Here is a 16,017-nt window from a genome sequence, read left to right on the forward strand (position 1 = left end):
ATTAGGGGGCCAACATGTCGAGTGTCTTGATTAATGGAAATGAAATAGGAAAAGTCATACGCAATAATTTACAAACACGTATTGAAGATTTGAAAAAGCAAGGGGTCGTTCCAGGTCTAGCTGTTGTACTGGTAGGAGATAATGCTGCTTCAAAAACCTATGTTACCAATAAACAAAAAACATGCGAATCATTAGGCATGCACTCGCGTCTACTTTCGTTTACATCCTCTTTAAGTCAAGAAGAATTAATGGCAACTATACATGATTTAAACACGGATGAGTCTATTCATGGAATCCTTGTGCAATTGCCTCTTCCTAAACATTTTGATGAATCACTAATTTTATCTGCCATCTCACCGGATAAAGATGTTGATGGCTTTCATCCTAATAACGTGGGGAAAATGCTTTTAGGACAAGAAACATTTTTACCATGTACGCCATTTGGTGTAATGAAGTTATTAGAACATAGTGGGATAGAAATCGCAGGAAAACATGCTGTGGTCGTAGGTCGAAGTAATATTGTAGGAAAACCAATGGGTCAACTACTTTTACAGAAAGATGCGACCGTTACCTATGCTCATTCAAAAACTCCAGATTTAGGTTCTATTACTCGTCAAGCAGACATTTTAGTTGTGGCAGTTGGAATTGCTAAGTTAATTCAAGCTGAACACATTAAAGATGGAGCTATTGTAATTGACGTAGGAATGAACCGTGATGAAAACAATAAGTTGTGTGGTGATGTTGATTTTGCTTCCGTTTCACAAAAAGCATCATTTATTACACCAGTACCTGGTGGAGTTGGTCCAATGACGATCACGATGTTGATGGAAAACACCATTCAATCAGCAGAAAATAAGTTACGTCAAGACAAATGAGTTTATTACAGGTAAAATAGGTAAAAGAAGCTGTTTTTCTTATAGAAAGACAGCTTTTCTATTTCTTCTTTTTAAGGAGCTATGATTTCGTGTCTTCTATTTCTTATTTAACGGTTAAAGCCTTAACTAAATACATAAAACGTAAATTTGATGCCGATCCCCATATGCGAAATGTATATGTAAAAGGTGAGCTTTCAAATGTTAAAATTCATACAAGTGGTCATATTTATTTCACACTCAAAGATGAACAGTCTAGGATGCCGGCAGTTATGTTTGCAGCTCAAGCTCGTTCAATGAAATTTAAGCCTGAAAATGGCATGAATGTTTTGATTCAAGGTGATATTAATGTCTATGAAAATTCTGGTCAATATCAGCTCTATACACAACATATGCAACCAGATGGGATTGGCGAGTTATTTATTGCCTACGAACAACTCAAGAAAAAGCTCGATCAAGAAGGACTTTTTCATCCATCAAGAAAAAAAGTCATCCCATCTTTCCCTAGCAAGATTGGTGTCATTACGGCAACGACTGGTGCTGCAATACGAGATATTGTAACGACTTTAAATCGTCGGTATCCTCTAGCTGAAGTTCTCATATTTCCCGCTTTAGTTCAAGGTGCTGGAGCAGCTCCAAGTATTGTAAAGTCAATTCATGCAGCACATCAAAATCATGGGTTAGATGTGTTGATTGTTGGGCGTGGCGGCGGCTCTATTGAGGATTTATGGGCTTTCAATGAAGAAGTTGTTGCACGTGCGATCGCTGATAGTACTATCCCGATCATCAGTGCAGTTGGTCATGAGACAGATACAACCATTGCTGATTACGTATCCGATCTTCGAGCGCCAACTCCAACGGCTGCTGCTGAATTAGCAGTGCCAAGTCAAATTGAATTATTACAACAAACAGTAAGACTTTCCAATCAATTAGTTCAGTTAACAACCACATTGATCACTCAGGAAAGAAAAAGGTTAAATCGAGTAGCATCATCTTATCCTCTTGCTTATCCGGAGCGGCTTTATCGACCTTTTATTGAAAGGTTGACAAGATTACAGGAACAACTAGAGAAAAATAGAAAAACAATTTTGGTGAATAAAACAGATTTGTTTACTCAGAAAACGATGCGTTTGCAACTGCAAAATCCAAATCGAATGATTTTACCATTGCAAAAAAACGTACAAAACTTGCGAAGTAGACTTCAAATGGCGACTAAGAGTACTTTCCAAGAAAAAGAAAAGTCTTTTGTCAGTACAGTTAGAACACTTGAAGCTTTAAATCCATTAACGATTATGAGTAGAGGATATAGTATTGCTTATCAAAATCAGCAAGTCGTGAAATCAATTCATGAAGTGAAAGTAGACGAGACGATCGAAGTGTCTTTACAAGATGGGCAAATTCAAGCTACCATTACATCTATTTCTGAAAAAGTAGAAGGAGAATGAAAATGACAAAAAAAGCAGTTTCTTTCGATCAAGCAATTCAAGAACTTGAGGATATTGTACGTCAATTAGAACAAGGTGATGTACCCCTAGAAGATGCTATTTCGCTTTATAAAAAAGGAATGGAACTATCTTCAGTCTGCCACGATAAATTACAAAATGCGGAGAAACAATTAATTTCGATTATGGATGAGAATGGAGAAAAAACACCTTTTAATCAATCTGATAAAGAAGGAAAAACTGAATGAATACGAACCTCAATCATTTTATGAATGCCCATTTACCCTTAATTGAAAGAGAGCTTGAATTTCAAATTCAATCCATTTCTGCTCCGCAACCATTAAAAGAATCCATGTTGTATTCTGTGTTAGCTGGAGGAAAGCGGATTCGACCTCTTTTTCTTTTGGCTGTGTTAGATTTTTTAAATGAACAACATAAAGATGCATATACTATTGGTGCTGCGATTGAAATGATTCATACGTATTCATTGATTCATGATGACCTACCAAGTATGGATAATGATGATTATCGCCGCGGAAAATTAACGAATCATAAAGTGTACGGTGAAGCATTAGCCATCCTAGCTGGTGATGCACTTCTAACGTATTCTTTTGGCGTGATTGCTCGCTTACCTAACTTGACTTCCGAGTCTAAACTAGATTTAATTCAAGCCTTTAGTGAAGCATCTGGTGCAGAAGGAATGGTTGGTGGTCAAGTACTTGACATGGAAAGTGAACGAAAAAAAATAAGTGTTACTGAACTTGAATTTATTCATAAAAACAAAACGGGTGCATTGTTAGAATTCAGTATTTATGCAGGAGCAATTTTGGCAAATGCTACAGGTGATAAGGTCGAGGCACTAAAAAATTACGCCAGTCATATAGGCATTGCTTTTCAAATTCAAGATGACATTCTTGATATAGAAGGAACTTCAGAAACCCTGGGTAAAACGGCAGGGAAAGATGTGGCGAGTGATAAAAATACATATCCTGCCTTGTTAACCTTACAAGGTGCGAAAGATAAAAAGGAATGGCATATTAATCAAGCCCTTTCTAGCCTACGATCAATTAATGAAGAATCAGGTATATTAGACGAATTAGCTGCTTATATCATTAATCGAAGCAATTAACATAGTGAGGTATTGTTTGTACAATTCCTTTACATTGTTATAATGAAATTAAATAAAAAATACAGATAACTGGGAAAAGGTGAGTGATGGATATGGATTTAAATACAATAACTAATCCATCTTTTATAAAAGATTTATCACACGAACAACTTTTAGAATTAAGTGATGATATTCGTGCGTTTTTAATTGAAAAACTTTCTGTAACTGGTGGGCACATCGGACCAAATCTTGGTGTAGTCGAACTTACAGTTGCCTTACATCGCGCATTTAATAGCCCAGAAGATAAATTCATTTGGGATGTTGGGCACCAAGCTTATGTGCATAAAATTTTGACTGGACGTGGCAATCAATTCGATACATTACGCCAATTTAAAGGCCTTTGTGGATTTCCGAAGCGCATCGAAAGTGAACATGACGTTTGGGAAACTGGTCACAGTTCCACGTCACTTTCCGCTGCTATGGGTATGGCTGCAGCGCGTGATATTAAAAAAGATAAAAATTATGTGATACCAATTATCGGTGATGGCGCACTTACCGGTGGGATGGCCTTGGAAGCTTTGAATCATATTGGGCATGAAAAAACGGATATGATTGTCATTTTAAATGACAATGAAATGTCTATTGCACCCAATGTAGGAGCATTGCATACTGTTTTAGGGAAATTACGAACAGCCGGTAAATATAACAAAGTTAAAGATGATTTAGAATATTTGTTGAAGAAAATCCCAGCAGTAGGTGGAAAACTTGCTTCTACTGCTGAGCGTGTAAAAGATAGCCTGAAGTATTTATTGGTGTCAGGTATTTTCTTTGAAGAGCTTGGCTTTACCTACTTAGGACCAATTGACGGCCATAACTATCAAGATTTACAAGATACCTTACAAAACGCGAAGAAGATGAAAGGTCCTGTGCTTGTTCATGTTCTGACGAAAAAAGGGAAAGGCTTTAGCCCTGCAGAAGAAGACAAAATCGGTACTTGGCATGGTACAGGTCCATATAAAATGGAGACTGGCGCATTTGTTAAGTCTTCATCAACGGCACCTTCTTGGAGTGGTCTAGTGGCTGAAACCGTTCGTAAACTTGCGCGAGAAGATGAACGCATTGTAGCAATTACACCTGCAATGCCGGTAGGATCTAAATTAGAAGGCTTTGCGAGTGAATTTCCAACTCGAATGTTTGATGTTGGTATTGCAGAACAACATGCCACAACAATGGCGGCTGGGTTAGCAACGCAAGGTATGAAACCTTTCCTAGCGATTTATTCGACATTTTTACAACGTGCCTATGATCAAGTCGTTCATGATATTTGTCGCCAAAACTTAAATGTTTTTATCGGGATAGATCGTTCTGGTTTAGTTGGGGCAGATGGGGAAACGCATCAAGGCGTTTTCGACATTGCTTTCTTAAGACATTTACCGAATATGGTGATCATGATGCCGAAAGACGAAAATGAAGGTCAACATATGGTGAAGACAGCAATTGAATATAATGATGGTCCTATTGCTCTTCGTTATCCTCGTGGAAATGGACTTGGCGTCCCGATGGATGAGCAATTGCAAACGATTCCAATTGGAACTTGGGAAGTGCTACGACCTGGAAGTGATGCAGTTATTTTAACATTTGGGACAACCATTCCTCTTGCGTTAGAAGCAGCTGAGCGATTGTCAATTCTCGGTATTCAAGCTGAAGTTGTGAATGCTCGATTTATCAAACCGCTAGACGAATCCATGTTGCATGAAATTGTTAAGCGCAAGCTTCCAATTTTCACAGTTGAAGAAGCTGTTCTTCAAGGTGGGTTTGGTAGTAGTGTTATCGAATTCTTAAGTGATCATCAATATTCACAGACTACGGTTAGTAGAATGGGTATACCTGATCATTTTATTGAGCACGGAAGTGTTGAAGAATTATTAGATGAAATTCACTTAACCTCTGATGAGTTAGTCGTAAGAATAGAGGATGTTATTAAAGAAAAACGTCAGACAGGTACACATGTGCTATGAGTAAAATTGCGAAAGAACGAGTGGACGTTTTGTTAGTAGAACGCGGATTAAGTGAAACGCGTGAAAAAGCAAAGCGAGCTATTATGGCTGGGACAGTCTTTTCAAATGAAAACCGTCTCGAAAAACCAGGAGAAAAAATTCCAATTGATACGCCTCTCCAGGTAAAAGGAAATACATTGAAGTATGTAAGCAGAGGGGGCTTAAAGCTCGAAAAAGCCCTTGAAATTTTTGATTTGGATGTAACAGATAAATTAATGTTAGATATAGGGGCTTCAACGGGTGGGTTTACGGACTGTGCCTTACAAAATGGGGCTAAACATTGTTATGCGCTTGACGTTGGATATAATCAGCTAGCTTGGAAAATTCGTCAAGATGAACGTGTGACAGTAATGGAACGTACTAATTTTCGTTATGTCACACCGGCTGATTTAACGAAAGGCATGCCTGAATTTGCTACAATTGATGTTTCATTTATCTCTCTTAAACTGATTCTTCCTGTATTAAAAACATTGCTTGTTCCAGGAAGTAGTGTCATTGCATTAGTCAAACCACAATTTGAAGCTGGCAAAGATAATGTAGGCAAAAAAGGCGTCGTTCGTGACCCGAAAGTCCATTACTCTGTGTTAGAAAAGATTGCTCAATTCGCTCAAAATGAAGGTTTCACTCTTCAAAATGCTTCGTTCTCTCCTATAACTGGAGGAGAAGGAAATATTGAATTTTTATTTCATTTGATCGCTACAGAATCAGAAGAACCTGTTTATACCTACGATCAATTAAAATCGTTAGTCCAAGAAGCACATAAACAATTAACTTAAACACGTCCTCGCATAGGAAGTGTTTAAGACTATACACAAAAGAATAATAGCATTAGAAAACCGATTTCTTTTCAATTGTCGAAGGCGGCGTAAAACATCTGCTCCTGTTTCTGTTTCTGCATCGCTTCACTAGCTTCGAAACATGGAAAAGAGTTGCATCGCTATGCTAGCTTCGAAACATGAAAAGGCGTTGCATCACTGCGCTAGCTTCGTCGCAAAGATTAGAGCCATGGTTCTAATCTTTCCAGTGGAATCAGCAAGAACTGAAGACCTTGAGGAAGTAGCAAAGACTAAAAACGCCACGTCGTGTGGCAACGTCTTTGAAACCAACTTCCTGTTGGCTCCCGCGGAAAGCGTCCGTCGTAATGGAAATCAACATTTATTTATTTACTGTCTAAACACGTCCTCACATGGGACGTGTTTTTCTTGTTAGTCTTATTCGTTGGTGGTACGATATGAGATATTAAGTATATTTATTCATTCATATTAGGAGTGACTTTCAATGAACAAAGGACAACGTCATATTCGGATCAGAGATATAATTGCAAATCATGAAATTGAAACGCAAGATGACTTGGTTGATATTCTAAAAAATGCTGGCTACAACGTAACGCAAGCAACGGTTTCAAGAGATATTAAAGAACTACATTTAGTAAAAGTACCATTGCAAGATGGTCGTTATAAATATAGTTTACCTGCAGATCAACGGTTTAATCCTATGCAAAAGCTTCACCGAGCTTTAACAGATGCTTTCGTAAGTATTGATGGGGCAAGTCACTTTTTGGTGATGAAAACGTTACCTGGTAATGCTCACGCAATTGGTTCTTTAATTGACCACTTAGATTGGCGTGAAATTTTAGGAACTATTTGTGGAGACGATACATGTCTTATTATTTGTCGTGACGTAACAGAACGAGATATTATAAAGACTAGATTGTTGGAAATGTTATAAACGAGGTGGGATATCATGCTGAAGGAATTATCGATTAAAAACTTTGCGATTATTGAAGAAGTATCGGTTAGTTTTACTGACGGCTTAACTGTATTAACTGGTGAGACTGGCGCAGGGAAATCCATTATTATCGATGCAGTCCATTTGTTAGCAGGTGGGCGAGGATCTCAGGAATTTATTCGACATGGGGCTAAAAAAGCTGAGTTAGAAGGTCTTTTTTTCATTCAAGATGAGAAGCACCCTGTTTTTAACAAACTGATTGAATTTGGCATTGAGCCTGATGAAGATACGATTATTTTGAGAAGAGACATTAATGATCATGGAAAAAGTGTATGTCGTGTCAATGGACGTTTAGTAACTATTGCTATATTGAGAGAAATTGGTGGATCTTTAATCGATATTCATGGTCAACATGAGAGTCAAGAATTAATGGATGATCGTCTACATATTACCTTGTTGGATCAATTTGCAGGAAAAGATTTAATGATTCAAAAAGAGAAATATCAGAATACATATAATGCGTATAAAAAATTAAAAAAAGAGCTTACTAGTATAAATGATAATGAGCAACAAATTGCCCAAAAAATTGATTTGTACGAATATCAGATTCGGGAAATTGATGCGGTTCAATTAAACGAAGGCGAAGAAGAAACTTTAACGGATGAGAGAAAAAAACATCAAAATTATCACAGAACTTTTGAGAAAATTTCAAAGGCATACGAAGCCATTAACAATGAATCTAGAGGGTTAGACTGGGTTGGACAAGCTATGAGCGAATTGACGGATGTGGCATCTTACGACGAACAATTTAAGGAACCTTCCGAGATAATTTCTTCTACATTTTATTCTTTACAAGAATCCGCATATTATTTAAAAGGAATTTTGGATGAAATGGAATTCGATGAGGGCAGATTAAACGAAATTGAAGATCGTTTAGCTACGATCCAATCAATGAAGCGGAAATACGGTTCATCAATTGAAGATATTCTTGTGTACCGAGAAAAAATTGGTTTGGAACTCGACGAACTTATTAACCGTGATGAGCGCGTTCAAATGCGTCAAGCAGAGTTAACGAAAATTGAATCGGAATTGGAAACTAAAGCAAGCAAATTAACTAAATTAAGAAAATCAGCTGCAGTTGAATTAAGCCAGTCCATACTAACTCAACTTCGAGAATTATATATGGAAAAAGCAACATTTCACGTGAAGTTTTCTTCACAAAATGAATTTGATAAAGATGGAAAAGATTCACTTTCATTTTATATGTCGACAAATGTTGGTGAACCAGAAAAACCTTTATCAAAAATTGCTTCAGGTGGTGAACTTTCAAGAATGATGCTCGCATTAAAGAGTATTTTTTCAAAACACCAAGGTATTACTTCGATTATTTTTGATGAAGTTGATACTGGAGTTAGTGGTCGAGTTGCACAAGCTATTGCTGAGAAAATTTCCAGCATTTCAAATTCATCACAAGTATTATGTATTACTCATTTACCACAAGTTGCCGCAATGGCCGATCAACAGCTTTTGATTGCGAAAGAAGTTCTGGATGAACGAACTACGACAACTTTAACTGAAGTATCCGGTAAAGAGCGAGTTCATGAACTTAGTCGTATGATGTCTGGGGCAGAAATTACGGCTCGAACTTTAGATCATGCAACGGAGCTTTTATCCACAGCTGAAGAGCGAAAAAAAATAAATAAATAATGTATACCGAAAAGCACTTGCTGTTAAAGCAAAGTGCTTTTTTTCGAAAAAATTACCTTTCATAACTACTTTGTGAAGACACATAGTAAGTACATCTTGATGAATGGAGGTGAAGTATGCGATGGAATCTAGGTAAGCGAATTATTGCTTTAGCGGCAATCTGCTTCATGTCAATGCCGATTCATTCATTAGCAAATTCGGATGAGTTAATTCCGATGGGACAATCGATTGGTGTGCAACTGAAATTAGAAAGAGTTACCTTTGTACATGATGTGTTAATTGAAGACGAAATATGGTTTAAAAGTGGAGATCAAGTTTTAAAAGTCGGTGACGAAACCGTTGAAACAACAAAAGACTGGAAGAAGATTTCATCAAAAATAAATACAAACGAAGTAAAAGTATCATTTAATCGAGCTAATAAACAACATCTAATTACCGTGTCTAAGCATCAATTGAGTGAGTTATTACCGTTTATGCGAGACCATACGGAAGGTATTGGAACATTAACGTATGTTGACCCTAATACGAGTGAATATGGTGCATTAGGACATCAAATCGTTGATCAACAAATTGAAAAAATTCCTCCATTCTTAGGAGGGAGTATTTTTCTTTCTGAAATAGCGAGTATTCATAAAAGTGTACCTGGTCGTCCAGGGTACAAAATTGCTAAACAAATTTCCATTCGTGAGAATGCCGGAATTGTGAATGCAAACACGGTTTATGGGATATTCGGTAATTTACTGGATAAGAACTTGCAAAATGGACAAGCAATTCCAACGCTTCATGTAAATGAGATTAAAGAAGGTAAAGCAGAAATATTAACCACATTAAATGGGAAAAAGGTTGAAACTTACGTCATTGAAATAATTAATGTAGAAGATACAACTTTCCAGTTTCACATTACGGATGAACGATTAATTAAAAAAACGGGTGGCATTCTGCAAGGAATGAGTGGTAGCCCGATTATCCAAAACAATAAATTTGCTGGTGCCATTACACATATGGTTGTTGATAATCCCACAAAAGGTGCTGCAATTACAATTAGAGAAATGATAAAAAAACATCCTTAACCTTCGCATAAAATTGAAATAATGCATAGATTTAACCACACTTAAATAAGTGTGGTCTTTTTTTTGTAGTTTGATACAATAAGCATAACGATAATTCGACAAAAGCATAGAAAAGATTGACAAACGTCGAAACTTGACTGAATATTCGAACTAAAGACTTATTTTTATAATTAATAAAGGAATTGACTATTAATTGTCGAAACTGACATGTGTGGAATTGGGAGAATGTGGCGAAAACAAACAACCATGTACGCTAAAGCTATTCAAGGGGGAAATTGAGATGGAGAAAATTAAAGTCGCAATTGCAGATGATAACAAGGAATTAGTAAAAACACTGGAGTCGTATCTTGGGAATCATCCTCAAATCGAAGTGATTGGTACGGCTGCAAACGGTAAAATTTGTTTGAATATGATTGAAAATGAGGCTCCAGACGTTTTACTATTAGACATAATCATGCCTCACTTAGATGGTATAGCTGTGTTAGAAACGATGCAAAATAATGAACAACTAGCTTCAATACAAGTAATCATGTTAACAGCTTTCGGTCAAGAAGATGTTATGAAACAAGCGGTGGATTTAGGCGCGTCGTATTTCATGTTGAAACCATTTGAATTTGATCGTTTAGTAAACCAAATTCTTCAGGTATCTGGCCATCGTCAAGAAAACAAACAAAGTTCGGCAGGTATTTTACAAGGACTTCCACAACAAAAAGTTAATCAAAAAATGATTGATACAACTATTACAGCTGTCATTAAAGAAATTGGTGTTCCTGCACATATTAAAGGTTACGCTTATTTAAGAGAAGCTATTCATATGGTGTATGAAGACATCGAATTACTAGGCTCTATTACAAAAGTGCTTTATCCAGAAATTGGAACGAAGTTTAATACGACTGCTTCTCGAGTAGAACGAGCAATTCGTCATGCAATTGAAGTGGCGTGGAATCGTGGGAATTACGAATCTATATCGAAAACATTCGGTTATACAGTTCATCACTTAAAGAGCAAACCAACAAATTCTGAGTTCATTGCCATGATCGCAGACAAAATTCGTTTGGAGCATATGGCAAGCTAAAAATATAAAATACTGATGGGGCTTTCTCTTAAGTCATAAATGACTAAGAGGTGGCCCTTTTTCCTTGCAATAATTTACTAATATCCATGAATGTGTGAATTATGATAAAAATCTATTTGTAGAAAATCTTCAGATTTTTATCAACAAATCGTGAATTTATGATTATAATGGAAAGGTGAGAAGGGTGGAGAAACATCTTGTTACTGGAAGAAAATAAATTCATTTCATTAAATGAGGTCGAAGGTAAAGTGATGATAACAATTCATAAACCTGGATACCCATTAAAGGAATTTGAAAAAATATTACATAGAAACCCACGGATTAAAATTCCGAACTTTATAGAACTTAAGAAAGCTTTAATTAGTGAAGAACTAGAGGATTTTGAAGTCGGCTTATTTTTACCGTCGATTGAATTAGAATATACAAATGATTTGATGTCTGCACATATCATTGTTCATGAAACCATTGAATATTATGATGAGTATGAAACGAATCTTAATAGACGAGTCAATTTGCTATTGAGAGAAAACGGGATTATTCATGGAATTCAAGATATTATTTTGAAGGAAATGAAAACGAGTAAACCTTATACGATCGCAAAAGGAACTCCTCCACAAAAAGGGTCGGATGCTAAAATTAAGTACCTTGAAAGACCTGAGAGAAAACCAATTATTGATGAAGAAGGTAAAGCAGATTACTTTGATATGAATTTCATTCTCGAAATCAATAAAGATGACTGGTTAGGAGAAAAGCTTGAAGCACAAGAAGGCGTCCCGGGTACGAATATTAAAGGGGATACGATTCCTGCAGTAAAAGGGAAGGACCTTAACTTAAAATATGATTCTAAATCTGTATACGAGATTGAAGAATTAGGGAAAAGTGTTTTGCGTGCACAAATGAATGGGGTATTAGATATTCAAGATGGTAAAATTATGGTTCATAAGCACCTTCCGATAAACGGGGACGTGGGTGTTGAAACGGGAAATTTGAAATTTGATGGCTCCATAAGCATCACTGGAACCGTCATTAGTGGATTTTCTGTGATTGCATCTGGTGATATTTCCATTGAAAGTTCTGATGGCGTTTTTCATGCGAAACATATTCAGTCTGTTCATGGTGACATTTATATTCGTGGCGGCATTTTTGGCAAAGGAGAGTCGCTGGTTGAGGCTGGTGGTTCAATCTTTGTCAAACATTCAAATGAGAGTATTCTTTCCGCAAACAAAGACATCCATATAGGCTATTATGCTTTAGGATCAACCATTCGAGCGAATAATGTCTTCGTGAATGAATTAAAAGGGAAAATTATTGGTGGTCGGACAGAAGCTATAAATGTGATAACCACTGCTTATTCCGGAAATCATTTAGAAAGAAAAACCGATTTAATCGTACATGGTATTAACCGGCAAGCCCTCCAAAATGAAGTGAAAATTAAAGCGGTTGAGTTGAGAGAGATTCAAGAAGAAATTTATTCATTCGAGAAAAAAGTTACTCAACTTCAGTTAATGTTAGGGAAAATGTCTCCGCAACAAATCGGGGTTTATGAAGAATCTAAGCGGTTATTAGAAGAGAAACAGAAACTTTCTTCACAATTAGATAAGGAAATTCAACAAATTTTGGTTACGTTACGAACACCGGACGAATGTGAGATCAGAGTTACAAAAGAAGCACATGCAGGAACACATATTCAAGTTGGTTCAAAAACGAAATCACTCAATCATGTAACATCAGGTGTATTTAAAATAGAAAATGGTGTATTAAATGTCTAGATTGCCAATTTACGCTCATCGAGGTGCATCTGCTTATGCTCTTGAAAATTCCTTTACTGCTTTTGTGAAAGCGAAAGAAATGGGTGCAGATGGTCTTGAAATAGATCTTCAATTAACAAAAGATGAGGTACCAATCGTTACACATGATATTGATTTTTGGCGATTGGCTGGAAACCCGAAAAAAGTTTCTGATTTGTTATTAGAAGAAGCTCAAAAAATCAAGTTAGGTAAAAGAAGGTTTTGGCGAAAGTTTAACGGTGAGCATGTAATGACGTTCGAAGAAGTGCTACAATTTGCTATCCGCAATTCGTTGAAATTAAACGTGGAACTAAAAGAATCTTTTTTGACGGCAAATGATAGTGCATATTTGATATTCGCTCGTTCATTCGAAGGAATTGATATTCATTTCTCATCTTTTCATTATGAAGTTTTGGAACGAATTAAAAAAATAAATCATTCCCTTGAAACTGCTTTCATAGGGACAAAAAAATTAAATTGGCAGCAACTTTCGTTTCTAGCAGCCGCAGATGCTATCCATGTGCATAAGCGATACTATAAAAAAGAAAATTTAGACTTAGCGGAGCAATCTTTAAAGAAAGTACGATTTTATGGAATAGATGGAAAAGAATCTTTTATCATCAATCCTCATCCAGTTGTTGCTGGGTGGATAACTGATTACCCAGATGTTGTTTTAAAGAAACAAAAAGGAATCTCAATGTCATAATGACATTAGGATTCCTTTTTTTTTGCAAACTTAGCTTGTACTTTCCCGTTTTTACGATCACGGTGTAATAAAAATCCTGCAAAAAAACCTAAACCGATAATTAAGAATAAAATCCCAATCACCATTTGAAGCCATAAAAAGGGGATGGGTCCAATTAACTTTCCAAAAAAAGTATCTCTTATCAATTTAATTCCCCCGGCTGCTAAGAGACCTGGGATTAGTAAAACGATGAAAGCGAGCATTCTAGCCATCTGACAATCACTCCTCTTCATTGTATTTTACTAGCCGCTATATCTTTGTCAAGACAAGGAGAATCTTGTATGATAGAAATAGAATTTGCAATAGATTGCATATAGTTAACGGGGTGTTTTGAATGTCTTTGCAAAAAGTGTTGATTGTTGGTGGGGGCATTGGAGGAACTGCTATTTTAAAGTTACTCTTATCAGCTGAATTTTTTGAAGTGGAAGCTATTATTGATATTAATAAGAATGCTTCAGCGTTAGAAATTGCTAAACAACATCAAATCACAGTTGATGATGATTGGCGCAAATATATCAACAATGATTTACATATGATTTTTGATTTAACGGGACAAACTGAAGTATACCAAGCGCTCCTTAAAGCCAAACAAGACCATGTAGTTCTTATCCCTGGTAGTGTCGCTAATATGCTTGTCCGCTTATTAACCGAAAAAGATACGTTGCTTCAGTTAACAAAAGAACATGCCCATCAGCAACAATTAATTTTCAACTCAATTGACGAAGGCATGGTCGGAGTTGATAAAAATAGTATTATAAACTTTTTCAATAAAAGTGCGGCTCGCATGACAGATGTAACTGCGGAGGATGCTGTAGGAAAACACATTTATGAAGTTATTCCAACAAGCGCACTCCCACGGATTTTTGAAAGTGGAAGAACCGAATTAAATAAGGAATTAGTTTTAAGCAATGGAGCAAAAATTGTCACATCTAGATTTCCTGTTGTGAATGAACAAGGCGAGCGAATTGGCGCATTTTCCATTTTCAAAGACATAACAGAAGTGGTGAACTTAGCTGAAGAAATAACCAATTTGAAGGAAATTCAGACCATGCTACAAGCGATCATTCAATCAAGTGATGATGCGATTTCTGTCGTTGATGAAGATGGGAAGGGCTTACTCATTAATCCTGCTTACACTCGAATTACTGGTCTTGAGACTGAAGACATCATAGGTAAGCCAGCAACTGCAGATATTAGTGAAGGTGAAAGTATGCATTTAAAAGTACTTCAAACGAGGAAAGCGATTCGAGGAGTAAACATGCGAGTCGGACCAGCAAAACGTGAAGTGATCGTTAATGTTGCACCAATTATCGTTAACAATCGATTAAAAGGTAGTGTTGGGGTTATCCATGATATGACAGAAATTCGTTCACTTATGAAGGAATTGGATCGAGCGAGGAGTATTATCCGGACGTTAGAGTCAAAATATACGTTTGATGACATCATTGGCGATTCAAAAGAAATGAAGATTTCAATTGATCAAGCGAAGCTAGCCGCTAAAACACCTGTCACTGTATTACTTCGGGGTGAATCTGGTACCGGTAAAGAGCTATTTGCTCATGCTATACACAGTGCGAGTGATCGAAAATACAACAAATTCGTACGTGTTAATTGTGCAGCCATTGCTGAACATTTATTAGAAAGTGAATTATTTGGTTATGAAGAAGGCGCATTTACAGGTGCAAAACGTGGAGAGAAACGTGGATTATTCGAAGAGGCGAATCACGGTAGTATCTTTTTAGACGAAATTGGCGAACTTTCAAGTAGTACCCAAGTCAAACTATTACGTGTTTTACAAGATGGTGAAATTGTTCGTGTGGGTGGGACAAAAGCGATACCTATTGATGTAAGAGTTATTGCAGCAACCAATATACACATGGAAAAAGCGATGCTTGAAGGAACATTTAGAGAGGATTTGTATTATCGTTTAAATCGAATGCCAATTCAAATTCCACCTTTAAGACATCGTAAGACAGATATTAAAGCTATCGCTGAACGTTTATTAGTAAAGTTAAATCAAGAGTATGGTCGTAATGTAGAATTGATTTCTGAAGTAGCCTACAATCGCTTGCGAGTTTATGATTGGCCAGGCAATGTAAGGGAATTAGAAAATGTTATTAGCCGTGGAATGATTTTTATGAAGCCGACTGAATCCATATTAGATGATCACCACTTGCCAATCTCAATGATGAAGCCTTCCGAATCTCAAATGAATCAATTAAATCAACCAATTCTTCCGCTTGCAGATCAAATTGAAAGAATTGAGAAAGAGATCCTATCATCTACATTAAGAAATACGGGTGGCAACAAATCGAAAACAGCTAAAAATCTAGGGATTTCACTTAGAACGCTCTACTACAAATTAGAAAAATATGAATTGGATTAACGAGTTGTGCAAAGAATTGCATGGTTTGCAACAATTTGCA

General features: G+C 36.5%; 14 protein-coding genes. 13 read left to right on the forward strand and 1 reads right to left on the reverse strand.

What is annotated here, in order from left to right; translation table 11 throughout:
* The first annotated feature begins 14 nt into the window (after positions 1–14).
* The 12 genes from folD to AC3EA5_RS05225 all read left to right on the forward strand — a co-directional run bounded on the left by folD (position 15) and on the right by AC3EA5_RS05225 (position 13,552).
* Complete coding sequence (gene folD / locus AC3EA5_RS05170; protein WP_488607347.1) at positions 15–875, forward strand: bifunctional methylenetetrahydrofolate dehydrogenase/methenyltetrahydrofolate cyclohydrolase FolD; 861 nt, start codon at positions 15–17, stop codon at positions 873–875.
* An 89-nt stretch (positions 876–964) separates the two neighbouring features.
* On the forward strand, positions 965–2,317 hold the full coding sequence (gene xseA / locus AC3EA5_RS05175) for an exodeoxyribonuclease VII large subunit (protein ID WP_488607348.1): 1,353 nt from the start codon (positions 965–967) through the stop codon (positions 2,315–2,317).
* A 2-nt stretch (positions 2,318–2,319) separates the two neighbouring features.
* A complete protein-coding gene (locus tag AC3EA5_RS05180; RefSeq protein ID WP_394187793.1) occupies positions 2,320–2,562 on the forward strand; it encodes an exodeoxyribonuclease VII small subunit in 243 nt (80 codons plus the stop codon).
* Complete coding sequence (locus AC3EA5_RS05185; RefSeq protein ID WP_488607349.1) at positions 2,559–3,443, forward strand: polyprenyl synthetase family protein; 885 nt, start codon at positions 2,559–2,561, stop codon at positions 3,441–3,443. Before AC3EA5_RS05180 ends, AC3EA5_RS05185 begins: the two co-directional genes overlap by 4 nt.
* Positions 3,444–3,535: 92 nt before the next feature.
* Positions 3,536–5,440, forward strand: coding sequence for a 1-deoxy-D-xylulose-5-phosphate synthase (gene dxs / locus AC3EA5_RS05190; RefSeq protein ID WP_488607350.1), 1,905 nt, complete (start codon positions 3,536–3,538; stop codon positions 5,438–5,440).
* Positions 5,437–6,255 (forward strand): TlyA family RNA methyltransferase, encoded by an 819-nt coding sequence (locus tag AC3EA5_RS05195; RefSeq protein WP_488607351.1) that lies wholly within the window; start codon positions 5,437–5,439, stop codon positions 6,253–6,255. The genes dxs and AC3EA5_RS05195 overlap by 4 nt, the downstream gene beginning before the upstream one ends.
* Positions 6,256–6,757: 502 nt before the next feature.
* Positions 6,758–7,207, forward strand: coding sequence for a transcriptional regulator AhrC/ArgR (gene ahrC / locus AC3EA5_RS05200; protein ID WP_394187800.1), 450 nt, complete (start codon positions 6,758–6,760; stop codon positions 7,205–7,207).
* Between the two features lie 15 nt (positions 7,208–7,222).
* Positions 7,223–8,914 (forward strand): DNA repair protein RecN, encoded by a 1,692-nt coding sequence (gene recN / locus AC3EA5_RS05205; RefSeq protein WP_488607352.1) that lies wholly within the window; start codon positions 7,223–7,225, stop codon positions 8,912–8,914.
* A 116-nt stretch (positions 8,915–9,030) separates the two neighbouring features.
* Positions 9,031–9,984, forward strand: a complete 954-nt coding sequence (locus AC3EA5_RS05210) for a SpoIVB peptidase S55 domain-containing protein (protein ID WP_394187803.1) — start codon at positions 9,031–9,033, stop codon at positions 9,982–9,984.
* A 280-nt stretch (positions 9,985–10,264) separates the two neighbouring features.
* The gene (gene spo0A, locus AC3EA5_RS05215) at positions 10,265–11,059 is read left to right on the forward strand and encodes a sporulation transcription factor Spo0A (RefSeq protein ID WP_394187805.1); all 795 of its coding nucleotides are present in this window, start codon (positions 10,265–10,267) and stop codon (positions 11,057–11,059) included.
* A 197-nt stretch (positions 11,060–11,256) separates the two neighbouring features.
* Complete coding sequence (locus AC3EA5_RS05220; protein ID WP_488607353.1) at positions 11,257–12,828, forward strand: flagellar assembly protein A; 1,572 nt, start codon at positions 11,257–11,259, stop codon at positions 12,826–12,828.
* Positions 12,821–13,552 carry a glycerophosphodiester phosphodiesterase gene (locus AC3EA5_RS05225; RefSeq protein ID WP_488607354.1) on the forward strand — a complete coding sequence of 244 codons (732 nt, stop codon included), beginning with the start codon at positions 12,821–12,823 and terminating at the stop codon, positions 13,550–13,552. The genes AC3EA5_RS05220 and AC3EA5_RS05225 overlap by 8 nt, the downstream gene beginning before the upstream one ends.
* 5 nt (positions 13,553–13,557) lie before the next feature.
* On the opposite strand, the gene AC3EA5_RS05230 is transcribed toward AC3EA5_RS05225, so the two are convergent.
* On the reverse strand, positions 13,558–13,803 hold the full coding sequence (locus AC3EA5_RS05230) for a DUF2627 domain-containing protein (RefSeq protein ID WP_394187811.1): 246 nt from the start codon (positions 13,801–13,803) through the stop codon (positions 13,558–13,560).
* A gap of 122 nt (positions 13,804–13,925) precedes the next feature.
* Between AC3EA5_RS05230 and AC3EA5_RS05235 the strand changes: the two genes are divergently transcribed.
* Positions 13,926–15,977, forward strand: coding sequence for a sigma-54 interaction domain-containing protein (locus tag AC3EA5_RS05235; protein WP_488607355.1), 2,052 nt, complete (start codon positions 13,926–13,928; stop codon positions 15,975–15,977).
* The last annotated feature ends 40 nt before the right edge of the window (positions 15,978–16,017 follow it).

This window comes from Paenisporosarcina sp. (assembly GCF_057785155.1).